24 protein-coding genes and 1 pseudogene are annotated in these 21888 nt (G+C 67.4%); 10 read left to right on the top strand and 15 right to left on the bottom strand.

Features of this window, described 5'->3' with window-relative positions; all coding sequences use genetic code 11:
* The first annotated feature begins 110 nt into the window (after positions 1-110).
* Genes CBY09_RS06745 through CBY09_RS06755 form a run of 3 tightly spaced genes read left to right on the top strand, consistent with a single transcriptional unit; the run spans position 111 to position 1175 of the window.
* Entirely contained in the window at positions 111-578 is a 468-nt protein-coding gene (locus tag CBY09_RS06745) for a DUF2721 domain-containing protein (RefSeq protein ID WP_094287643.1), read from the top strand.
* Complete coding sequence (locus CBY09_RS06750; protein WP_094287645.1) at positions 575-937, top strand: translation initiation factor Sui1; 363 nt, start codon at positions 575-577, stop codon at positions 935-937. The genes CBY09_RS06745 and CBY09_RS06750 overlap by 4 nt, the downstream gene beginning before the upstream one ends.
* A 10-nt stretch (positions 938-947) precedes the next feature.
* On the top strand, positions 948-1175 hold the full coding sequence (locus CBY09_RS06755) for a DUF3820 family protein (protein ID WP_094287647.1): 228 nt from the start codon (positions 948-950) through the stop codon (positions 1173-1175).
* Between the two features lie 27 nt (positions 1176-1202).
* Here CBY09_RS06755 and CBY09_RS06760 read toward each other — a convergent pair whose 3' ends face one another.
* Together CBY09_RS06760 and CBY09_RS06765 are read right to left on the bottom strand one after the other, a co-directional pair.
* Complete coding sequence (locus CBY09_RS06760) at positions 1203-2306, bottom strand: branched-chain amino acid ABC transporter permease (RefSeq protein WP_094287649.1); 1104 nt, start codon at positions 2304-2306, stop codon at positions 1203-1205.
* Entirely contained in the window at positions 2303-2839 is a 537-nt protein-coding gene (locus CBY09_RS06765; RefSeq protein ID WP_165773868.1) for a GNAT family N-acetyltransferase, read from the bottom strand. The genes CBY09_RS06760 and CBY09_RS06765 overlap by 4 nt, the downstream gene beginning before the upstream one ends.
* Positions 2840-2972: 133 nt before the next feature.
* Between CBY09_RS06765 and CBY09_RS06770 the strand changes: the two genes are divergently transcribed.
* Both CBY09_RS06770 and CBY09_RS23825 read left to right on the top strand, forming a co-directional pair.
* A complete protein-coding gene (locus CBY09_RS06770) occupies positions 2973-3866 on the top strand; it encodes a LysR family transcriptional regulator (protein WP_094287665.1) in 894 nt (297 codons plus the stop codon).
* Between the two features lie 36 nt (positions 3867-3902).
* Positions 3903-4076 carry a LiaI-LiaF-like domain-containing protein gene (locus tag CBY09_RS23825; protein WP_165773869.1) on the top strand — a complete coding sequence of 58 codons (174 nt, stop codon included), beginning with the start codon at positions 3903-3905 and terminating at the stop codon, positions 4074-4076.
* 31 nt (positions 4077-4107) lie between these two features.
* Here the strand turns inward: CBY09_RS23825 and CBY09_RS06780 are convergent, their stop codons facing one another.
* Positions 4108-4548 carry a group III truncated hemoglobin gene (locus CBY09_RS06780; protein WP_094287669.1) on the bottom strand — a complete coding sequence of 147 codons (441 nt, stop codon included), beginning with the start codon at positions 4546-4548 and terminating at the stop codon, positions 4108-4110.
* On the bottom strand, positions 4545-5315 hold the full coding sequence (gene ytfE / locus CBY09_RS06785) for an iron-sulfur cluster repair protein YtfE (RefSeq protein WP_205734102.1): 771 nt from the start codon (positions 5313-5315) through the stop codon (positions 4545-4547). The genes CBY09_RS06780 and ytfE overlap by 4 nt, the downstream gene beginning before the upstream one ends.
* 92 nt (positions 5316-5407) lie before the next feature.
* On the opposite strand from ytfE, the gene CBY09_RS06790 reads away from it, so the two are divergent.
* Positions 5408-5938, top strand: a complete 531-nt coding sequence (locus CBY09_RS06790) for an RrF2 family transcriptional regulator (RefSeq protein WP_094287671.1) — start codon at positions 5408-5410, stop codon at positions 5936-5938.
* A 40-nt stretch (positions 5939-5978) separates the two neighbouring features.
* Here CBY09_RS06790 and CBY09_RS06795 read toward each other — a convergent pair whose 3' ends face one another.
* The 9 genes and pseudogenes from CBY09_RS06795 to mfd all read right to left on the bottom strand — a co-directional run bounded on the left by CBY09_RS06795 (position 5979) and on the right by mfd (position 16571).
* Positions 5979-7013 carry a helix-turn-helix transcriptional regulator gene (locus CBY09_RS06795; protein ID WP_094287673.1) on the bottom strand — a complete coding sequence of 345 codons (1035 nt, stop codon included), beginning with the start codon at positions 7011-7013 and terminating at the stop codon, positions 5979-5981.
* 29 nt (positions 7014-7042) lie between these two features.
* A complete protein-coding gene (locus CBY09_RS06800; RefSeq protein WP_094287675.1) occupies positions 7043-9154 on the bottom strand; it encodes a xanthine dehydrogenase family protein molybdopterin-binding subunit in 2112 nt (703 codons plus the stop codon).
* Positions 9151-9615, bottom strand: a complete 465-nt coding sequence (locus CBY09_RS06805; protein WP_094287677.1) for a (2Fe-2S)-binding protein — start codon at positions 9613-9615, stop codon at positions 9151-9153. Before CBY09_RS06805 ends, CBY09_RS06800 begins: the two co-directional genes overlap by 4 nt.
* Before the next feature lie 166 nt (positions 9616-9781).
* Entirely contained in the window at positions 9782-10384 is a 603-nt protein-coding gene (locus CBY09_RS06810) for a redoxin domain-containing protein (protein WP_094287679.1), read from the bottom strand.
* Between the two features lie 22 nt (positions 10385-10406).
* Entirely contained in the window at positions 10407-11120 is a 714-nt protein-coding gene (serB, locus tag CBY09_RS06815; RefSeq protein ID WP_094287681.1) for a phosphoserine phosphatase SerB, read from the bottom strand.
* A gap of 211 nt (positions 11121-11331) precedes the next feature.
* A pseudogene (locus CBY09_RS24290) lies at positions 11332-11445 on the bottom strand (DUF3149 domain-containing protein); the annotation flags it as partial.
* A gap of 136 nt (positions 11446-11581) precedes the next feature.
* Positions 11582-12367, bottom strand: a complete 786-nt coding sequence (locus CBY09_RS06825; RefSeq protein ID WP_094287685.1) for an alpha/beta hydrolase — start codon at positions 12365-12367, stop codon at positions 11582-11584.
* Positions 12351-13013 carry a hypothetical protein gene (locus CBY09_RS06830; protein ID WP_094287687.1) on the bottom strand — a complete coding sequence of 221 codons (663 nt, stop codon included), beginning with the start codon at positions 13011-13013 and terminating at the stop codon, positions 12351-12353. Before CBY09_RS06830 ends, CBY09_RS06825 begins: the two co-directional genes overlap by 17 nt.
* An 81-nt stretch (positions 13014-13094) precedes the next feature.
* Entirely contained in the window at positions 13095-16571 is a 3477-nt protein-coding gene (gene mfd, locus CBY09_RS06835) for a transcription-repair coupling factor (protein WP_094287689.1), read from the bottom strand.
* A 185-nt stretch (positions 16572-16756) separates the two neighbouring features.
* On the opposite strand from mfd, the gene CBY09_RS06840 reads away from it, so the two are divergent.
* On the top strand, positions 16757-17662 hold the full coding sequence (locus CBY09_RS06840) for an IspD/TarI family cytidylyltransferase (RefSeq protein WP_094287691.1): 906 nt from the start codon (positions 16757-16759) through the stop codon (positions 17660-17662).
* 30 nt (positions 17663-17692) lie between these two features.
* Positions 17693-18172, top strand: a complete 480-nt coding sequence (gene ispF, locus CBY09_RS06845; protein ID WP_094287693.1) for a 2-C-methyl-D-erythritol 2,4-cyclodiphosphate synthase — start codon at positions 17693-17695, stop codon at positions 18170-18172.
* A 4-nt stretch (positions 18173-18176) separates the two neighbouring features.
* Here ispF and CBY09_RS06850 read toward each other — a convergent pair whose 3' ends face one another.
* Positions 18177-18833 (bottom strand): pyridoxamine 5'-phosphate oxidase family protein, encoded by a 657-nt coding sequence (locus CBY09_RS06850; protein WP_094287695.1) that lies wholly within the window; start codon positions 18831-18833, stop codon positions 18177-18179.
* A 106-nt stretch (positions 18834-18939) separates the two neighbouring features.
* Here CBY09_RS06850 and pdxR point away from each other — a divergent pair, with 106 nt between their 5' ends.
* Positions 18940-20409: a MocR-like pyridoxine biosynthesis transcription factor PdxR gene (pdxR, locus tag CBY09_RS06855; RefSeq protein WP_094287697.1), complete on the top strand. Its 1470-nt coding sequence runs from the start codon at positions 18940-18942 to the stop codon at positions 20407-20409.
* On the opposite strand, the gene CBY09_RS06860 is transcribed toward pdxR, so the two are convergent.
* On the bottom strand, positions 20406-21443 hold the full coding sequence (locus CBY09_RS06860) for a LacI family DNA-binding transcriptional regulator (RefSeq protein WP_094287698.1): 1038 nt from the start codon (positions 21441-21443) through the stop codon (positions 20406-20408). The two genes, pdxR and CBY09_RS06860, sit on opposite strands and share 4 nt — an antisense overlap.
* Positions 21444-21667: 224 nt before the next feature.
* Between CBY09_RS06860 and CBY09_RS24020 the strand changes: the two genes are divergently transcribed.
* On the top strand, positions 21668-21888 hold a 221-nt coding region (locus CBY09_RS24020; protein WP_240515780.1), incomplete at its 3' end, for a dihydrodipicolinate synthase family protein.

A 21888-nucleotide genomic window follows, 5' to 3' on the forward strand; every position in this document is an offset into this window, starting at 1 on the left:
GCGCACCGGGGCGATGGCATTCCGGGCCGCACTGCGGGCCCTGCAAAGGGGCATCGCGCAGATAATCGGAGCCACCGGCGCCCCGCCGGTTTTCCCTTTTTGGTAGCGCCATGGCCCTCACCCTTGACTCTTCTGCCATCACCCACGGCATCCAGCTGGCGGTGGCCCCTGTGTTTTTGCTCACCGCCGTGTCCGGTATGATCGGCGCGGTGGCAGGGCGCCTGGCCCGTATCATCGACCGGGCCCGCGTGGTGGAAGACCGTGCCCGTGCCAGCACCGAGCCCGAGTTTCTGGCCCGCGCCTACAAGGAGCTGGCCGACCTGCGCCTGCGTGGGCGGCTGGCCAACGGCTGCATTGCCCTGCTCACGTTCTGCGCCTTCCTGATCGGCATCACCATCATCCTGCTGTTCCTTGGCGAAACGACCAACTTCCAGTCCAACCGGCTGGCGGTGGCGGGTTTCCTGGCGGGCGTGGCGTCCTTCCTGCTGGCATTGGTGTGCTTCCTCACCGAAACCCTGCTGGCCACCCGCCTGCTGGACTTCCACATGCTGCAAAACGAGGTGGAGCACAAGCGATGAAGTCATTCGCAGACCTGGGTGGCCTCGTCTACTCCACCGAATCGGGCCGCATGTGCCCCGACTGCCGCCAGCCCGTGGCGCAATGCACCTGCAAGCAGAACAAGCCTTTGCCCACCGGCGACGGCATCGTGCGCGTGTCCCGCGAAACCAAGGGCCGGGGCGGCAAGGCCGTGACCCTGGTCAAGGGCGTGCTGGTGGACGAGGCTGCACTCACGCAACTGGGCAAGCAGCTCAAGGCCGCCTGCGGCAGCGGCGGCACGGTGAAAGACGGCGTGATCGAAGTGCAAGGCGACCATGTGGAGCGTGTGATGGCCGCGCTGCAAAAACTCGGCCACAAGGTCAAGCGCGCAGGCGGCTGAGGGGTTGGCGATGGATGCGGACAAGCTGCAGCGCCTGGTCACCACCGAGATGCCCTATGGCAAGCACAAAGGCACGTTGCTGGCCGATTTGCCCGGCAACTACCTGAACTGGTTTGCGCGCGAGGGCTTCCCTAAGGGCGAGCTGGGTCAGTTGCTGGCGCTGATGCATGAGATTGACCACAACGGTTTGTCGGACCTGCTCAAGCCATTGCGCGGAGCGCGCGCTGCAGAACGCTGAGATCCTGAACAGGTCCTGATCTGCCAGTTACCCGCCGTGCCCGGCTGCTTGGGCTGACCCGGGTGCCTGTGCCTTGTCGGGCGCTGGCCACAGACCGCTGGAGCGCCACAGCATGGTGGCGATCATCGCCAGCGCAATCAGCAAGGGGCGCATCACTCCGGCATCCAGTTGTCCGTCGGTCACCGCCTGCAAAGGGCCGACCACGTAGCGCAACACTTCGGGCAGGGCAGCAAGCAGCACGGCTCCCAGGACGACGCCCGGGATATGGCCCATGCCGCCAAACACCACCATGGCCACGATGAGCACTGACTCGTTCAGGCTGAAGGCTTCGGGCGAGACAAAGCCCTGGAAGGCCGCAAACATGGCGCCGGTGACACCGCCAAAACTGGCTCCCACGCCAAAAGCCAGCAGCTTGAGATTGCGGGTGTTGATGCCCATGGAGCGTGCCGCAGTTTCGTCCTCGCGGATGGCCATCCATGCGCGGCCAATGCGCGAATCCTGCAGGCGCTGGCAGGTCCCTATGGTGAGCAGCACCAGGGCCAGGAACAGGTAGTAGTAGAGGGTGACAGAGGCCAGTTCGTGGCCTGCCACGACCAGAGGTTTGCCCAGGTCCACCCCCAGGATGCGGACCGGGTCGATCAGCCCCAGGCCCTGTGCGCCGTGGGTGATGTTGACAGGGTGGCCCATGTTGATGACCAGCAAGCGCACGATCTCGCCAAAGCCCAGCGTGACCACTGCGAGATAGTCGCCGCGCAGTTTCAGGGTGGGTGCCCCCAGCAGCATGCCCAGGATGGCTGCCAGCGCCGCGCCCAACGGGATGGTCACCCACCAGGGGGTGTGCAACCCATTGGGAAACCGTGCTGCGATCCAGGCAAAGTGCTCTGTCAGGTGCGGCGAGGTCAGCAGCGCAAACAGGTAGGCACCCAGAGCGTAGAAGGCAACATACCCCAGGTCGAGCAGGCCCGCATAGCCCACCACGACGTTCAGGCCCAGCGCCAACATCACGTACAGCAGGCTGATGTCCGCCACACGCACCCAGTGGTGGCCCCAGCTCTGCAGCACCAGGGGCAGCAGGAGCAGGCTGGCGGCCAAGCCTGCGCGCCTGGCATGCCGTGCGAAACATGTCCTCATGGGCGGGCGGGAGCGATGCTGCGCTGCATGAAACGCCACTGGCTGTGCCACGCGACAGGCACCTCGGTGCCTTCGTACGCTGCGCAGTCGGTGAACCCGTGGGTGTCGTACAGCCGGTGTGCAGCCTCCATGAAGGGGGCGGTATCCAGGCAGAGGTGAGTGTGGCCCCATCGGTGGGCATCTGCGAGCAGCCTTTGCAGGGCCGACGACCCCAGCTGCATGCCCCGATAGGCGGGGCGGACGTACAGGCGCTTGATCTCGGCGATGTTGCCAGCCAGTCTGCGCAGGCCGCACATGCCAGCGGCCTTGCCGTCCACTTCGATCAGATAAAGCGCGCTGCCCGTTGAGAGCCCGGCGCAGAGCGCCTGAACCACATCCACGTCGCCATTGGCCTGCGGCAGCTCGACTTCGGGAGTGCACCGCGCCATCTCGCGGTGCACCCAGGACAGATATTCCGCTTGCAGGCCAAGCAGTGAATCATGGAGAGCGCTGGGACTTTGGGCGCTCGCGTGAATGAACAACGGGGTGGTCATGCGCTGGGTTTTGAGGGTGGGTTGGAGAAGATTAAACTGGCTTGAATGGTTAAAAAAGTGGTTTCTATTCCTTTCATTGCGGAATGAAACGCTTGAATGGGGCGCATTGCACACACCTAAAACGGCGGGGCATATGGACAAGTTCAGCGGCATGTGGGCCTTTGTCAAAACGGCAGAACTGGGCAGCTTTGTGGCGGCGGGAAGGGCGCTGGCGATCTCCGCGTCTGCCGTGGGCAAGGGCGTGGCGCGGCTGGAGCAGGAGGTGGGTGTGCGGCTTTTGCAGCGCAGCACCCGGCGCATCCAGCTCACGGCAGAGGGGAATTTGTTTTACGAGCGCTGCAGGCGCATCCTGGATGACTTGGACGATGCGCAGGCCATGCTGTCCCTGTCGCGCGAGGCCCCCCGTGGACGGCTGCGGGTGAGCGCGCCCATCGTGGGTTACCACTTCCTGATTCCCCTGGTGCCGGAGTTTCTGGCGCGCCACCCCGAAGTGGAGCTGGACATCAATTTCAGCGACCGTGCGGTCGATCTGATCGACGAAGGCATTGACGTGGCCATCCGCAGCGGCGACCTGCGCGACTCCCGTCTTGTCTCGCGCCCTTTGCAGGCGTTTCGGCTGTTGCTGTGCGCGGCCCCGGCCTACCTGACGCGCCATGGCACCCCCGTTGCCATGCGCGACCTGGAGCTGCACGCCTGCGTGCGTTTTCGCCACCCGGACTCCGGCAAACTGCTCGACTGGCCCTGGCGCGAGAACCTGGACAGCCCCGAGCCGCGCCTGCGCACCGTACTCGCCTGCAACAACATCGAGGCGGTGTTAGGTGCCACGCTGCGCGGGCTTGGCATTGCCTGTCTGCCTGACTTTCTGGTGCGCGATGCCCTGGCCGATGGCCGACTGGTCAGCGTGCTGGAGCAGGACATGGGCCCCAGCCGCCAATTCAGGGCGCTGTGGCCCTCCAGCAGGCATTTGTCACCCAAGGTGCGTGTGTTTGTGGATCACCTGGGGGCCCAGCTCTCCGGCCCGCCATAATCGCGCCCATTCACACAACTACCCGAGGGAATGCACATGAGAGGCCATATCGCTGCGATCGTCCTGGTCGTTTTGGGCGTGTTTTTTCTGCTGACCAACCTGGGGCTGATCAGCATCAGCCTGCGCGAGCTGCTGCGGGTGTGGTGGCCGGTGGCGCTGATTGCGGTGGGCCTGGCGCTGTTCTTCACGCCTGGCGACAAAAAGAAGTAACTGGCCCCGGCCCAATAGGCCGGGCCCTGACTCAATCCCCGCCGTGCTCGCTGCGCGGCGGCACAAACGCCGGGTCGCTGCCAAAGTAGCCCCGGAACAGGTTGCGCGCAATGCCATGCGCCGCCACCTGCAGGCTGTGCGCCACCTCGGGCGCAAACAGGCGGCGGGTGTGCTGCTGCCACAGCCCCACCCAGGCCGCAAAGTGGGCGGGCGTCACGCCCTCTAGCGCCATGTGCTTGCCAAACACGTCGCCCTTGAAGCTGCGCGTGCCCAGCGCCACCGTGCTCCAGAAGTCCACCAGCCGCTGCAGGTGGGTGTCCCACTGGCCGTGCAGGGCCTTTTCAAACACAGGCCCCAGCAGCGGGTCCTGGCGCACATCGCCGTAGAAGCCATGCACCAGCCGCGTAATGCTTTCCACGCTGGGTGGCAGATGGCTCACGGGGCTGTCGGGTAAAGGTGTTTGCTGCGTCATGCCTGCAGTGTGCCCCCGCCGCTGCAGGCGCAGCCTGACGGACCGCAAGCTTGCGACGCAGGTGCCGCGCTGGCCTCGAAAACCGGGAACAACACGTTGTTCTCCAGATGAATGTGGTGGATGAGGTCGTCGCCCAGCTGGGCAATGCCTGCATACAGCGCGCGCCAGGTGTTGCAGGCGCCTTGGGGGGGCGTGGCGTCGTTGGTCAGGGCGTTGAGCTTGTCCAGCGCCTCGCCGTGGTCCACATGTTCGGCGCGCATCATGCCGATGGGCTGGCCCACAAAGGGGTTACCGCCGCTCTTGAGCATGGGGAACAGCACCTGCTCTTCCTTGAGCATGTGCGAGAGCAGCTCCTCGTGCATGGTTTCCAGGTGGTCGGCCAGCCCGGCGGGCACATGGGGGTTGTCGCGGTGCACGGCTTCCACGCGGCGGGCCATGCGGATCAGCTCGGGCAGCTGCTGGCGGTGCACCTCGTGGTAGCGCGCCAGGATGTGGTCGATGAGCGCGCTGGGCGATGCGGCTTCGGGCACGGCGTCGCTGCGTTGCAGGGTGGCCAGCTCGGCCAGCACGGCGTTGGCATCCAGCCCCCTGTCAGCCGCCGCCTGGGCCAGGCTCACCTGGCCGCCGCAGCAAAAGTCGAGCTTGAGCCGACGGAACACCGCCGTGGCGCCGGGCAGTTGCACCGCGATCTGGCCGATCTGCTGGTCGGTGCTGAGGGGCGTAGGGTGGGCGGGAGCAGTATCCAGGTGGTCAACGCGGGCGTTCATGGCGGGTCCTTTTAAAGATTCATTTGGTGTGAATATTTTATTCAATAAAATTCATTCCGCATGCCTCTTTAAATTGACCTGCGGCAAAACCTATGCGCTTGACCCAATGGACCGACTACACGCTGCGCGTGCTCATGTACTGCGCGGCCACCGAAGCCCGCGAGCAGCCGGCGACCATCACCGAAGTGGCCGAGGGCTATGGCATCTCGCGCAGCCACCTGATGAAAATCGTGCAGCAGCTGGCCGCCCAGGGGCTGCTGGAGACCACGCGCGGGCGGGGCGGTGGCATGCGGCTGATGGTGCCTGCGTCGGCCATCAACGTCGGCGCCGTGGTGCGCGCCACCGAGACCGACTTCAACCTGGTGGAGTGTTTTGACCCCGCCACCAACCAGTGCCGCCTGAGCAGCCACTGCCGCCTCAAGGGCGTGTTGTGGCAGGCCATGCAGGCCTATCTGGCGGTGCTGGACGGTGTGACGCTGGCCGACCTGATGGCCCCGGCCGCTGCGGGTGGGGCGGCCGCACGGGCCTTGCTGCCCACGGTGGCACTGCCCCAGGGCGGTGGCGCCACGCGCAGGCGCGCACCCGTGGCCGGGCTGCCGTCCAAAGCCGAGAATCTTGAATGAAAATCGCGGTTTCCGCGCGATGGATATCGGCTATTTGCTATCAAATTGATAGTTTCTGCGGCTCTGCCATGCATTCACCGGCAAACGCCTGCCGGTAGCGCGCCGGGGTCAGGCCCACATGCCGCGCAAATTCGCGTGTGAAGTGGGGCTGGTCGGCAAAGCCGCACGCAAACCCGATTTCAGCCAGGCCATGCGGGCTCTCCAGCAGCCATTGCGCAGCTACCCGCGCACGTGCCTCTGTCACGATGTGGCGGCAGCTCAGGCCGCTTTCGGTCAGCGCCCGCTGCAGGCTGCGGCGGGCCAGGCCCGTGTGCTGGGCCAGTGCATCCACCGTGTGCAGCGCTGCCGGGTCCTGCAGCACATGGCGCGCCAGCTGGTGCGCCAGCGGTGGCCACGGCAGGGCGTCGCACAGGTGGGTGGCGGGCTGGGGCTGCTGGGTGGGGGTTGTGGGTGCGTTGCTGTCGTGATGTTCCCAATGCAAGGTCCAATGGCCTAGCAATTTTTGCGCGGCCAGCGGTGCCAGTTGCGCGTGCAGTTCGGCCGGGGTGGCGACAGGGGCTTCCATCCGCAGGTTCACGCGGTGGCCTGCGGCCTCGGGCGCGCCGATCTCCACCCGCAACCCGCGCACGTCCAGGGCCTGGCTGGCACCCACCAGCACACCCAGCACGGCCAGGCTTTCGGTGGGGTGAGGCTCTTCCGGCACACCGGGGCGCGCGTGGTGGCGCAGTGCCAGTTCGCCGGGGATGCTGGCCGTGATGCTGACCTGGTGGCGCGAATGCACATACCGCTCCAGCCGCTGCCAGCGTGCCATCAGCTCGGGCGGGCTGCTTGCCCCCAGCAGCGCGCGGTGCACCGGGTCGCCCGCCAGCAGGTCCACCCGTTGGGCCAGCTGCAGCAGCGTGCCCAGGCCGCCCTGGTGCAGCACGGCTTCGACCACGCTGCGTTTGTAGGCCAGGGGCACGTGGCTCGCGGCCAGCCCGTCGGCAACCGGTGGGGGCGGTGGCGGCACCAGCCCGTGCGCAGCCATGGCGCGCACCAGCAGGCGGACCATGGCGGCGCTGGCAAAGTCTTGCATGGGCGGATTGTGCCGTTGGTGCGACCCCGCTAAGCCTGCGTGGACAAGGCCTGCAGCACATCAGCACTGCGCACCGGCAGGCGGGCAAAACGCACGCCGGTGGCGTTGCGCAGCGCGTTGGCGATCGCTCCGGCCCCGGCCACCATGGCGGTTTCTCCAGCACCGGTGGGCGGCGCGCTGCTGTCGATCAGGTGCACATGCAGCGGCGGAATGTCGCCCATGCGTGGCAGCGGGTAGTCGGCAAAGCTGGCCGCTGCCACGCCCGAGCGGGCCACGGGCAGTTGCTCGTGCAGCACCATGCCCAGGCACCACACGAGGTTGCCCTCGGTCTGCGCGCGCACGCCGTCGGGCTGCAGCACCAGGCCGCAGTCGTGCGCGCACCACAGCGCCACCACACGCACCTGGCCGGTGGTGCGCTGCACCTCCACATCGGCCACGGCGGCGGCATAGCTCACGCCCTTGTAGATGCCGCCTGCGATGCCGCGCCCGCGCAAGGTGGTGGCATCGCTGGCGGGGCGCTCTGGCCAGCGGGCCTCGGCGGCGGCACGGCGCAGCACCTGGGCCAGGCGTGCATCGGTGGTGTGTTGCAGGCGCCAGTCCAATGGGTCTGCCTCTGCGTGGCGCGCGCATTCGTCCATGGCGCTTTCCACCACCAGGGTGTTGGGCCCCGCGCCCAGGCCGCGCCAGGGGCCGGTGTGCACGGGTAGACGCTGGGCGGTGAACTCGATGCGCTGCTGGGGCACGTCGTACGGCATTTGCGCGCCGCGCGCCACGCCGCTGTCGCCCGCCAGGTCGGCCAGGGTCTGCATCCACACCGGCATCGCGGCGGGCGTGAACAGGATGTGGCTGCTGGCCAGCGCATGCCACCAGTGGGTGATGTGCCCGCCTTGCACGCGGGCCCGCACACGGTGGCTGGAGGGCGGGCGCTGGAAGCCCTGGGCAAACTCCTGCGCGCGGCTCCATTGCACCTTGACGGGCGCGCCCACGGCCTGGGCGAGCACGGTGGCCTCCAGCTCCACCGTGCACAGCGTGCGGCCGCCAAAGCCACCACCGATGCGGCAGGCCTGCACCTCGATGCGTTCGGCATCCAGGCTGAACTGGCGGGCGAGCACGTCGCGCATGTAGAACAGGTCTTGGGTGCCCGCCCATACCTTCAGGGCGATGTCTTTTTTGTCTGCGTCGGCCAGCCACTGCGCCGTGGCGCTGCGGGGCTCGATGGGCGCGTGGGCGGCCAAGGGCACGTCCATGCGCAGGTCTAGCGTCCATGCTGTGTCTGTGGGCAGCTCGTCCTTGCGCAGGCGGTGCTGCAGCGCGCCCCGGCGCAGGTGCGTGTCGATGTCGATGCGCTCGTCGATGGCCGCCTGCTCGAACGCGTTGCCATCGTCCACCTGCCACTGCACCGCCAGCGCGGCCTCGATGCGGTCGAGCGCCGAAGGCGTGCGCGCCACGATGCCCAGGCCCAGGCTGCCCATCTGCAACAGGCGCGGGTGCTGCACCACGGCCATGCAGGCGGGGTCGGCGCGAGCGGCTGTTTCGTCCCACGCCTTGGGGCGCGAGGTGATTTCGGCTGACACCGGTGCGCGCAGCACGCGGCCATACAGCAGGCCGGGCAGGCGCGTGTCGCCCGCAAACAGCGGCTGGCCGGTGACGAGGGCGTGCAGCTGGCCCGGCGCCGCCGCAGCTTCTTTGGTGACCCCCGTGCGCGGCTGCAGGCTGCGCAGCGCGCTGGGCGCAATGTCACGCGCGGCCAGCGTGCCCGTGGTCTGGCCTTGTGCCAGGGCCTCGCGCAAGGTGGCGCAGGCACGGGCCAGGGGCAGGGCAAAGTCCTGCACGCTGGCGCTGCCCACGGTGGCGCGCACGCGGGCGATGTGGCGGGTGCTGGGCAGTTGCAGGTGTACTTGTGCGGGCGGCACACCCAGCTCGGCAGCGGCCAGGCCCTGCAGCGCGGCGCTGATCTGCTGGCCCATTTCGGCACTGGGCAGCCACAGGGTGTAGCGGCCGTTGTCGTGCCGTATCCAGCCCAGCGCGTCATCGGCGGTGGAGGTGGGGCGCTTGGGGATCACCGGCACGAGGCTGCAGCCCGCCAGCGTGACGGTGAGTACCCCGGCGCCTGCCGCTGCCAAAAACTGGCGGCGCTTCATGGCTTTACGCCCCCGGCCGCCTGGTGGATGGCCGCGCGCACCCGGTGCTGGGTGCCGCAGCGGCACAGGTGGGCCGACATGGCGGCGTCGATCTGCGCATCGCTGGGGCGGGGTGTGGCGCGCAGCAGGGCCACCGCGCCCATGATCTGGCCGCTCTGGCAGTAGCCGCACTGGGGCACGCGCAGGTCCAGCCAGGCCTGTTGCACGGGGTGCAGCGTGCCATCGGGCGCCGCCAGGCCTTCGATGGTGGTAATGGAGCGCCCTTGCAGCCCGCGCGCCGTCTGCAGGCAGGCGCGCTGCGCCACGCCGTCGATGAGCACGGTGCAGGCGCCACATTGGCCCATGCCGCAGCCAAAGCGGGTGCCCATGAGGCCCAGCGGCTCGCGCAGCAGCCAGAGCAGGGGTTCGTCCTCCCAGCCGGGGGGCACCGGCTGGGCTTGTTGGTTCAGGGTGATGTGCATGGGGCCTCCGTGGGTGTGACGGGGCCAGTGTGCAAAGGACGGGGGTGGCGGGTCTTGAAGATTTGCGCCACACGCAGCGCGGGGCGCATCAGGGCATGGGGCGCCCGGTGGAACAAAAAATAGTGGTCAAAATAGCCGTCTGCGCGCGTCCATCAAGCGCAAGCAGCTATTGTTTTGGAAGCCATGCTTTCCACTGTGGCATGGTCTGTGCCCACCACAGCCGCAGGCGCATGGCCCACTCGGGCGTGTAGCCCGAGGTGGCAAACCGCACCTGGCCGTGCGTATCGATCACCACCAGCGCGGGCACGGAGCGCACGCCCCAGCTGTGCGACAGGGTGCCCTGTGGGTCCACCGCCGTGGGCCAGGGCATGCCGCGCTGGCGCTGCACCTGGGCCACGCGCTCGGCGTTGCCCGACTGCATGGCCACGCCCAGCACGGGCCAGTGGCCGGACAGGCTGGCAATGCTGGGCTCCTCCAGCTTGCACACCGCACACCATTCGGCCCAGAAGTGCACGGCCACGGCCCGGCCGGGATGCTGGGCGCGCCATGCGGCCAGGGTGGTGGGTGCTGTGGTGGCGGAGGCTCCAGCGGAACCAGCGAGGGAGGCCATCACCAGCGCCACATCGGGCGCAGGGCCCTGGGGCAGGTCGCGCGTGCGCCAGGTGTCCACCGCCACGATGGCGACCCAGGCGAGCACGAGGGTCGTCAGGTGCTGCTTCCAGCTTTTGCGCAAGGACTGCGCGGCGCGGGCGGAAAGGGCCTTCAGCATGGCGGGGCTGTGGTGTTGCGAATCAGCGCAGCACTTCGAGCAGCCGGTCCAGCCCACCCTGGTTGATGGCCACCTTGGCCTGCGCGCGCACGGCGGGCTTGGCGTGGTAGGCCACCGACAGGCCCGCTGCACCCATCATGGGCAAGTCATTGGCGCCGTCGCCCACCGCAATCGCCTGCTGGGGCGAGATGCCCATGAGCGACGCCACTTCCAGCAGCGTGCGGCGCTTCTCGGCGCCGTCGCAGATGTCGCCCCAGGCCTGGTCCACCATGCGGCCGGTGAGCTGGCCATCTTGCACTTCGAGCATGTTGGAGCGGGCGAAATCAATGCCCAGCCCGGCCTTCACGCGGTCGGCGAAAAAGGTGAAACCGCCAGAGACCAGCAGCGTGGTCAGGCCCGCCGCCTTGGCGGCGGTGATCAATTCCTTGGCACCGGGGTTGAAACGCAGGCGCTCGGTGAAGACCTGCTCCATGTGCTGCACTGTCACGCCCTTGAGCAGGGCCACGCGCTGGCGCAGGCTCTCTTTGTAGTCGGTGATGACGCCCTGCATGGCCGCTTCGGTGATGGCGGCCACCTCGGCCTTGCGGCCTGCGGCGTCGGCGATTTCGTCCACACACTCGATGTTGATGAGGGTGGAGTCCATGTCAAAAGCGATGAGCTTGTAGCTCGACAGGGACAGCGGGGGCGTGATGCCCTGGATGACGAGGCCGGGGGCGAATTCGGTAGCGTGGGTCATGGCGCAGGCGACGGGGTGTTTGGTGTGGGGGAGAACAGAACCCGCAATGGTATCGCCCCGCTTCATGCCCCTTCCGTCTGCGCCGGTTGCCCTGCCACCGTGGGTGCGGCGCCCCCGCAGCGCCGCCGCTTCAGCGCGACAGCGGCGGGCCCTTGATGCTGCCACTGCCAGCCCCTGCGCGGCCCGCAGGGTTGGGTGCGGGCGGCTCGTTCATCTTGACCAGGAACATGCGCAGGAAAAATGCAGCCATGCACAGCATGAACCCGATGCCAATGATGCTCATCAGGCCGTAGTCGGTAGAGAAAAGATCGTTCAGCAGATTCATGGTGGGCACTCCTGGTTGGTGTGGTGTCCACTATCGCGCTGCGCCGGGCAATGCCTCTTGCGCTTTGTCAAGCATCGGCTGCAGGCTGGCATGGCCCGAAGCGGGAGGGCCGTGCTCGGCTATGGCGCCGTGTGACTCAGTCCCGTTCCGCCGCCGCCAGCAGGGCGGCGATTCGCTGCAGCAGCGCCAGGGCCGCCAGGGGCTGGGTCTGCAGCCACGCGTGCAGGGCATGGCCCACGCCAGGCAACTGGACCACGTCCACGCTGCGCGCGGCCATGGCGGCCTGGCTGTAGCCCTGGATGACGGTGGGCGGGATCACCGCATCCTCCGCGCCCCAGACCAGCAGCAACCGACCGCGAAAGCGCCGCAATGCTGCCCAGGCCAGGGCATCGGCGAAGTCCGTGGTGGTGCGCAGGGTCTGCTGAAAAGCTGGGCCGAAGGGCTGGTGCTCTGCCGCCGGTGTGTACGCCGCCGGGCAGAACAGCACCAGGGCGCGTGGCTGCAGCGTATCCAGCAGCTGGCACGCCGTGTGGCCGCCCATGCTGGAGGCGATCAAGGCCAAGGGCGGATGTGTTGTCCCCAGGCCCAGGTGTGCAGCTACAGCCTGCGCCTGAGCCTGGCGGTCTGCCAGGCTGGAGCCCAGCAGGCTGCCGCCCGTGGTGCCGTGGCCTACAAAGTCGAAGGCTGCACCGGCCCAGCCTTGGGTGGCCAGAGGCTGGAGCAGGTAGTCCACACGCCGGTGGTTGGTAGCCGCACCGCCGCCATGCAGAGACAGCAGGCGCGGCACCGATGCGGGCATGTGGCTCCAGGTGCAGCCATGCAACTGGTGGGCGCCGTGGGCCACGGCAAAAGGCGTACGCACGGCGACGGGTGCGCTGTGCACTGCGGCCTCTGGGGCGTCGGAGTCAGGGCTTTCGGCCATGCAGGTACAGCCCGTCCGACCAGGTGGCCAGCCACTCGGGTTTGAAGGCCACAAAAATCGCCGCGAGCATGCCGGTGACAAAACCGTCGCCCCAGGCCATCAGCCAGCGCGCCACCAGCGACAGCTCATCGCCCACACCGGGCAGCAGGTGGCCGCTCCACTGGGAAAGCACGCCCGCTGCAAACACGCACACCACGGTGCCCAGAAACGCACGGCCCAGCACATAGACAAACGGCTTTGTCCCCGTGTAGCGTCGCACCAGTGTCCCCAGTCCCAGCGCCAGCGTGGCCGGCACCACGCCCAGCCACACCGTGGCGCCCAGCGCGTCCGCCCAGACCAGCGCGGGCGAGATCACGCAGGCGGCTGTGCCCACGGCGATGAGCACGGGTATCGCCAGCGGCCACCCCAGCATCAGCACCACCAGGCAGGCGCCCGACCATTGCAGTTGCAGCGGCATGGCGTGCAGCGTGGGCAGTGCCCACAGCCAGGGCAGAAAGACCAGGACGGCGAGCAGTGGAGTCCACAGCGCAGAGGGGGTGCCGTGGCTTTCGTGCACCAATGGCTTGTGGTTGGCAAGCATGCGCCAGGGACGCGTTACAAGTGCGGCCACCAGGGCGATAAGGAGAAGAGCGGCTTCAAGCCACATGGTTTTTATTGCTATGCTATTGATAGCTTAATTCGCATGATGGACGCGCGGAGGAGGCCTTTTTTATTCAAAAAATTGCCCTCACGCCGCCGCCAGTGGTTGCCCCAGGCTGCGCAGAATGTCGCGCACCATCTGCGCGCGGTCCTTGGGCTCCTTGAGCTCGCGCTCAATGCGCAGCTTCTCGTTGCCCGCCAGCTTGATGTGCTTGTTCTTCTGGATCAGCTCGATGATGCGCATCGGATCAATCGGCGGCTGCGGTTTGAAGGTGATGTTGATGACTCCGGGGGCGGCATCCACCTTCACCACGCCGTAGGGCTGGCTCAGCACGCGCAGGCGGTGCACGTCGATGAGGGTCTGCGCCTGCGGCGGCAGCTTGCCAAAGCGGTCCACGATCTCTTCGAGCAGGCCGTCAATCTGGTCGGGCGTCTTGGCCGTGGCCAGCTTTTTGTAGAACGACAGGCGCAGGTGCACGTCGCCGCAGTAATCATCGGGCAGCAGGGCGGGGGCGTGCAGGTTGATGTCGGTGGTGACCGAGAGCGGGGAGAGCAGGTCGGGTTCCTTGCCTGCCTTGAGGGCCTTGACGGCCTCGTTCAGCATCTCGTTGTAGAGCTGGAAGCCGACTTCCAGCATGTTGCCGCTCTGGCTCTCGCCCAGCACCTCGCCCGCACCACGGATCTCCAGGTCGTGCATGGCCAGGTAAAAGCCGCTGCCCAGCTCTTCCATCTGCTGGATGGCTTCGAGCCGCTGTTGCGCCTGCTTGGTCAGGCCTTCCACGTCGGGCACCATCAGGTAGGCGTACGCCTGGTGGTGGCTGCGGCCCACGCGCCCGCGCAGCTGGTGCAGCTGCGCCAGGCCGAACTTGTCGGCGCGGCTCATGATGATGGTGTTGGCCGTGGGCACGTCGATGCCGGTCTCAATGATGGTCGAGCACAGCAGGATGTTGTAGCGCTGGGCCACAAAGTCGCGCATCACGCGCTCGAGCTCGCGCTCGGGCATCTGGCCGTGGGCCACGGCGATGCGGGCCTCGGGCAAGATTTCTTCGAGCTTTTGGCGGCGGTTCTCGATGGTTTCCACCTCGTTGTGCAGAAAGTACACCTGCCCGCCGCGCTTCAATTCGCGCAGCACTGCCTCGCGGATCACGCCCGTGCCTTCGTTGCGCACAAAGGTCTTGATCGCCAGGCGCCGCTGCGGCGCGGTGGCGATGACCGACAGGTCGCGCAGGCCTTCGAGCGCCATGCCCAGCGTGCGCGGGATGGGGGTAGCGGTGAGGGTGAGTACATCCACCTCGGCGCGCAGGGCCTTCATTTGCTCCTTGTGGCGCACGCCAAAGCGGTGCTCCTCGTCGATGATGAGCAGGCCCAGGTTGTGGAATTTCGTCGATTCGGACAGCAGCTTGTGCGTGCCCACCACGATGTCCACCGTGCCGTCGCCGATGCCCTTGATGGCGGCGGTGATCTCTTTGCCCGAGCGAAAGCGCGAGACCTCGGCCACCTTCACCGGCCACTTGCTGAAGCGGTCCACCAGCGTCTGGTAGTGCTGCTCGGCCAGCAGCGTGGTGGGCGCTAAAAAGGCCACCTGCTTGCCGCCCGTCACCGCCACGAAGGCCGCGCGCAGGGCGACCTCGGTCTTGCCAAAGCCCACGTCGCCACAGACCAGGCGGTCCATGGGGCGGGGGCTGATCATGTCCTGGATCACCGCGTGGATGGCGGCGTTCTGGTCAGCCGTTTCGTCAAAGCCGAAGTCGTTGGCAAAGGTCTCGTAGTCCTGCGGGCTGTAGCGGAAGGCATGGCCCTCGCGCGCCGCGCGTCGGGCGTAGATGTTGAGCAGCTCGGCGGCGCTGTCGCGCACCTGTTCGGCCGCCTTGCGCTTGGCCTTTTCCCACTGGCCGCTGCCCAGCTTGTGCAGTGGCGCCTCGTCGGCGCTGACGCCGGTATAGCGGCTGATCAGCTGCAGCTGGCTCACGGGCACATACAGCACGGCCTTGTCGGCGTATTCGAGGTGCAAGAACTCCTGCATGGCGGGCGTGCCGTCGGGGTTCTTGTTGCCCACGTCCATATTGATCAGGCCACGGTAGCGACCAATGCCGTGCTGGCTGTGCACCACGGGGTCGCCCACGTTGAGCTCGGCCAGGTCCTTGATCAGCGCCTCGACATCGCTCACCTGCTCCTGCTTCTTGCGGCGGCGCGTGGTGGGGCCTGCGGCAAACAACTCGGTCTCGGTGACGAAGTCGATGCCGTCTTCGATCCAGCTGAAGCCTACGGTGAGGCTTGCGGTGGCAATGCCGATCTTTTCGTCGGCGGTTCCCTGGAACTCGGCCAGCGAATCGAAGGCCGGTGGGTTCACGCCGCTGGCGCGCAGAAAGTCGAGCAGGCTCTCGCGACGGCCATCGCTTTCGGCCAGCAGCAGCACGCGGTGCTGCGTGTTGCGGATGTGGGCGTGCAGGCGGGCCAGTGGGTCTTCCGCACCGCGCACCACCGACAGGTCGCCCAGCTTCTGGAAGTTCGGGTTGTCGTCCACGTCTTCCACGCCGGGGCGGATGGACAACTGGGCATGTTCCTTGGCGCGGGTGTAGAACTGGTCAGCCGACAGGAACAGCGCCTCGGGCGGCAGCACCGGGCGCTCGGGGTCACCCTGCACCAGGCGGAAGCGGTCTTTCGTGTCCTGCCAGAAGCGCTGGAACGCGGGCTCCAGGTCGCCGTGCAGAACCACCGTGGCTTCGCCGCCCAGGTAGTCGAACACGGTGGCCGTGTCGTCAAAAAACAGCGGCAGGTAGTACTCGATACCGGCCGTGGCCACGCCCGTGCCCATGTCCTTGTAGATGCGGCTCTTGGTGGGGTCGCCCTCCAGCATCTCGCGCCAGCGGCTGCGGAATTTGGCGCGCGCGTCGTCGTCCATGGGGAATTCACGCCCGGGCAGCAGGCGCACCTCGGGCACGGGGTACAGGCTGCGCTGGCTGTCGGGGTCAAAGGTGCGGATGCTGTCGATCTCGTCGTCGAACAGATCCACGCGGAAGGGCACCAGCGAGCCCATGGGGAACAGGTCGATCAGCCCGCCGCGCACGGCGTATTCGCCAGGGCTTACCACCTGCGAGACATGGCTGTAGCCCGCCAGCGTGAGCTGGGCCTTGAACTTGGCCTCATCGAGCTTCTGCTTGACCTTGAAGTGGAAGGTGTAGCCCGCGAGGAAGGAGGGCGGGGCGAGGCGGTACAGCGCCGTGGTGGCGGGCACCAGCACCACGTCGGCCCCGGTGTCCTTGTCCTTCTGGCTGATGCGCCACAGCGTGGCCAGCCGCTCGCTGATCAGGTCCTGGTGAGGGCTGAACGTGTCGTAGGGTAGCGTCTCCCAGTCGGGAAATAGCGCGCAGCGCAGCCCGGGAGCAAAGAAGGCCATTTCTTCGATGAGCCGCTGAGCATCGGTGGCGTCGGCGGTGACGATGGCGGTGGTGCGGCCTGCGGCCTTGTCACGTTCGGCCAAGCGGGCCAGCAGCAGGGAGTCTGCGCTGCCCACAGGGCGGGGCAGGGCAAAGCGTTTTCCGGGGGAGAGTTTGGGAAGTTCCATGCGGACGGGTTGGGTCGTCGAGGCCATCGCATCCCCCGGGGCGCGGAGCGCGCACGGGCTGGATCGGGGGCAACGGGGCATTTTAGTGACCCGTGGCGAGGCGTGCTGCAAGCTGTTCCAGATGCCTGTGCAAAGCCACGCGTCGGGTCGCTGTGCAAGGTGCATCCTCCTAAAATGCGCCTCTCATGACCATTGATCCGCTGCTGCAACCTTCTCTCGCTGCCCCCCATGCGCCCACTTCGACGCCGGGGCGTTTGTGGGCGCTGGTGCCCTGCGCCGGGGTGGGATCGCGCGCGGTGGCGCAACCACCGGCGCCGCCCGCAGGCAGCACGCTGTCGGCCTTTGGCGCAATGGCCGCAGCGACTGGCGAGCCCGCGCCGCTGCCCTTGCCCAAGCAGTATCACCTGGTGGCGGGCCACCCCATGGTCATGCATACGCTGGCCGCGTTCGCCGGTGTGGCGCGCCTGGCTGGCACGCTCGTGGCGGTGGCGCCGGGAGATCACTTTCTGGACGCCCATGCCCATCCTTCTTTTTTTGTGGCACCGTGCGGCGGCCCCACGCGTGCAGCCACGGTGCAGGGCGGAATCAAAACCCTTCTGGAGCGTGGCGCCCAGCGCGATGACTGGGTGCTGGTGCACGATGCAGCGCGCTGCCTGATCACGTCCGAGCAGGTCGATCGGCTCATCGACGCCTGTGTGGGGGACTCCGTTGGCGGCCTGCTGGCCCACCAGCTGGCCGACACGCTCAAGACCTCCATCGACGGCCCTGGCGGTGTACGCGTGGCGTCCACCGTAGACCGCAGCAACAAGTGGCTGGCGCAGACGCCACAGATGTTCCGCATCGGCCTGCTGCAGGACGCACTGGCCAAGGTAGGTACCAACGTGACCGACGAGGCCAGTGCGATGGAGGCCATGGGTCTGCACCCGCGCCTGGTGCCGGGCGGTGCACAGAACTTCAAGGTGACCTACCCCGACGACTTCGCTCTGGCCGAAGCCGTGCTGGCCCAGCGTGGCCATGGCACTACGCTGGCCCGTTTTGGCGGCGAACGCGGTCACGGCGCCAGTGAGACAGGGCGCAGGACGATTTATTGATTTACCCCGCAGGGGGAGACGAAGGAACACATGAATTTCAGAATCGGGGAGGGGTGGGACGTGCACGCCCTTGTGCCAGGGCGCCCACTGGTGATCGGCGGCGTGACCATCCCTCACACGATGGGCTTGCTGGGCCATTCGGATGCCGACGTGCTGCTGCACGCGATCACCGATGCCATCCTGGGTGCGGCAGGCCTGGGCGACATCGGGCGGCATTTCCCCGACTCCGATGTCCAGTTCCGCGGTGCCGATTCCGCAGTCCTGCTGGCCGAGGCTGCACGCCGTGTGCGGGCTGCCGGTTACACCATTGGCAATGTGGATAGCACCGTGGTGGCGCAGGCGCCGCGTTTGGCTGCGCACATCCCGGGCATGCGCGAGTGCATCGCCAAGGCCCTGCAAGTGGAGCCCGACCAGGTCAACGTCAAGGCCAAGACAGCAGAGCGCCTGGGGCCCGTGGGGCAGGGGCTGGCCATGGAAGCGCGTGCTACGGCATTGATTTATAAGGCCTGAGCCTTCAGGCGGGCTGCGCAGCCCAGGCTGCCACATAGCTGGGCACGGGCGCTGTGTTCCGCGTGTCAGCAACAGGCGCACCGCGCACCTGCACCAGTGGCAGCACACCCGCCCACACGGGGTGCAGCATGTCCTCAGCGTCGTCCACAGGCGCTCCGCTGCGCACCTTGCAGGCGGCTTCATCGAGGGATATGCGCAGTACGGTGGTGGCCGCAAACTCCTTGTCGTTGCCCGCGCGAATCTCGGCCTGGCGGCCCACTGCGATGTGGTCCATGAGCGCGGCCAGCGCCGCGTGCTTGTCGGCCACGGGTTCGAAGCGGCCATAGACCATGGCCGAGCGGTAGTTCATCGAATGGTTGAAGGCCGAGCGCGCCAGCACCAGGCCATCGAGGTGGGTGATGGTGACGCAGGCCTGCGCACCCTGGAGCAGCCACTTGACCATGCGCCCGCCGTTGGAGCCGTGGATGTACAGGTGCTCGCCCTCGCGCCAGCAGGCGGTGGGGATGTTGTGTGTGCCCTTGTCGTCGGCAAAGGCCACGTGGCACAGGTAGGCGGCGTCGATGATGGCGTGCAGCGTGGCGCGGTCGTAGCGGGCGTTTTCGGCCACGCGGCGGATGCGGGTGCGGTCAGTGGCAGGCAGGGGGGCGGCAGTGTCGTTCACAGTGCGTGGTTCCGATAGGGGAGTGGATGAAGGGGCGCAATGTAGACCCTGCTTGGTGCCAGAATAAGACCCACTCAACTACTATTTTTTAGGGCCACAGATATCCATGGATTTTCAGCTGCTGTTCAGCGCCTTCAAGGCGCAGCCTGCACATGTGCGCTGGCCGCAGCAGCGCCAGCTGCACGAGTGCCTGCGCCAGGGCATCCGCAGCGGCACGCTGGCCAGTGGCACGCGCCTGCCCGCCAGCCGCACGCTGGCCGTCGAGCTGGGCGTGGCGCGCAACAGCGTGCTGTATGCCTACGAGCAGCTCGCCACCGAGGGCTTCATCGTGGCCACCCGGCGCGGCAGTGTGGTGGCACCGCTGGCTGGGCGACTGGTGGCAGGCTCCAAGCCCGTGGCGCCTGCGCTTGAGGGACGCTCGTGTCTGTCGCGGCGCGCGCAGAACATGCCACTGCTGCCCGGATCGGAGACGGCGGCGGCGTTCGCCCCCGGCGTGCCTGCGCTGGGCGACTTCCCGGTGGTGCGCTGGCGGCGCATGCTGGACAAGGCCTGGGCGTCCCTAGCACCTGCACAGCTCAACTATGCCGACCCGGCGGGCGAGCCCGCGCTGCGCGAGGCCATCGCGGGCCACCTGCGCGTGGCACGCGGCGCGCTGGTAGACGCCGCGCAGGTCTTCATTACCGACGGCACACAAAGCAGCCTGGACCTGTGTGCCCGCGCCTTTGCCGATGCAGGCGACAAGCTGTGGATGGAGAACCCCGGCTACCAGGGCGCCGTGGCGGCCTTCCGCGCCGCGCAACTCAAGGCCGTGGGCATTGTGGTGGACGCCGACGGCATGGCCCCCACGGCGAGCGACTGGCTGCGCCAGCGGCCCCGGCTGATCTACACCACACCGTCACACCAGTACCCGGTGGGCTGTGTGATGAGCCTGGCGCGGCGCCTGGCGCTGATCGACGGGGCGCGCCAGGCAGGCGCGCTGGTCATCGAGGACGACTACGACAGCGAATTTCGCCACGACGGGCCTCCCCTGGCCTGCATGCAGGGGCTGGCGCCCGACGCGCCGGTGGTCTATCTGGGCACCTTCAGCAAGACCATGTTCCCCGGCCTGCGCATCGGCTTCATGGTGGTGCCCACGGCCCTGGCGCCCGCGCTGACCCTGCTGCTGGACCGCGCCGCCCCGCGCGGGCGCACGGCCGACCAGCGCGCGCTGGCCGAGTTCATCGTGAGTGGCCAGTTCGCCTTGCACCTGCGGCGCATGCGCCGCCTGTACCGTCAGCGGCGCGATGCACTGGCGGCCGCGCTGGCCCGGCACCTGGGCGATGTAGCCACCGTGCACGGCGGCACGGCGGGTATGCACCTGGCTCTGCGCCTGCATGACGCTGCGGCCGATGATGTGGCGCTGAGCAGGTGCCTCATGGCGCAGCACGGCATCATGGCCCCGGCCCTGAGCCTGCACGCCGTGGGCCTGCGTGCGCAGCCCTGGCGCGGCTTTCTGCTGGGCTATGCGCAGGTGCCGGTGGAGGCGATGGAGCCGCTGGTGAAGAAGCTCGCTGCCGTGGTGCGTGGCGGTGCCTAGGTGCTGTCCCGCTCGATGATGGAAAAGCCGATGTCCACTACGGGTTCTGACACGGGCTGGCCCTCGGCGCGGTCGGCAATCAGCTGCGCCGCCGTCTGGCCCATGCGGGTGCCGTCGATGCGCACAGTGGAGAGGCTGGGGCTCACGGTCTGTGCGAAGTCGATGTCGCCAAATCCCATCACTGCGAGCTGATCGGGCACGGCGATGCCGCGCACGCGCGCTTCGGTCAGCACGCCCAGGGCGAGCATGTCGGAGCTGCAGAACACTGCATCGATGTCGGGAGTATCGGTCAGCAGGGCCACCAACCCCTTGCGACCATCGGCGTGGGTGGTGGGGGATTTGCCCAGCCGTACGGCGGGCGGGCGCAGCCCCAGGCGCAGGGCAGCGGCTTCAAAGCCGCGTGCGCGGCGGGCGGCGCGCTCGTCGCCACCACTGAGCAGCGCCAGGCGCCGCCGCTCTTTGGTAAACAGGTGCTCGCACACGGCCGCGCCCAGCGCTTCATGCCGCAGGCCCACCAGCATGTCGATGGGGGTGTCGGTGAAGTCCCAGGTTTCGACAATAGGGATGCCCGAGGCGGTGAGCAGACGCCGCCCTTCGGGCGAGTGCATCACACCCGTGAGCACGATGCCGTCGGGTCGTCGGCCGACGATGGCGCGCAGCAATTCGTCCTCGCGTGAACGCGCGTAGCCCACTTGGCCCAGCATCACCTGAAAGCCGCGCAGTTCCAGAGCCTCGGTCAGCGCCTGCACCATCTCGCCAAACAAGGGACCTGTGAGTGTGGGCACTAAAGCCGTGACCACATGGCTGCGTGCCGACCGTAACCCGCCCGCCACCAGGTTGGGTACATAACCCAGTGCAGACACGGCCTCCTGCACGCGTTCCCGCGTGCGCTCGGACACCTGCTGCGGCGTATTGATGGCGCGCGAGACGGTGATCATCGACACGCCTGCGCGCTCGGCCACCTCGCGCAGCGTGACGGCGGGGCGGTCGCGGCCAAGGAGAGAGGCAGGGTGGGCCGGGTCGGGTGCGTGCATGGTGGCGGAGTCTAAAGCGGGAAGTCGCTTGACCGATGCCGCAGGCGGCCTCGCGGTACATCCGCGTTCATCGAAGTCAAAACCAAGGGTTTATCCTATGTTGTCTGATGATGTTAACGTTAACATTTGCGTATTCAGGCGAGATTTTTCAGATTTACCGCGAGAAGAACTAGCTTGTACGACCTGTTGGTTTGTTTTCCACCATTCACCGCGCGCCATTCACCATGACCCCCCAAGACCTCAAAACCATCATGGGCTCCGGCCTGCTGTCCTTCCCCATCACGGACTTCGACGCCCAGGGCAACTTCCGCCCCAAGACCTACATCGAGCGCCTGGAGTGGCTCGCCCCCTACGGCGCCAGCGCCCTGTTTGCTGCCGGTGGCACGGGGGAATACTTTTCCCTCTCGGGCCCCGAGTACAGCGAAGTCATCAAGACCGCCGTAGA

The organism is Acidovorax kalamii (genome assembly GCF_002245625.1).
GTDB lineage: Bacteria > Pseudomonadota > Gammaproteobacteria > Burkholderiales > Burkholderiaceae_C > Acidovorax > Acidovorax kalamii.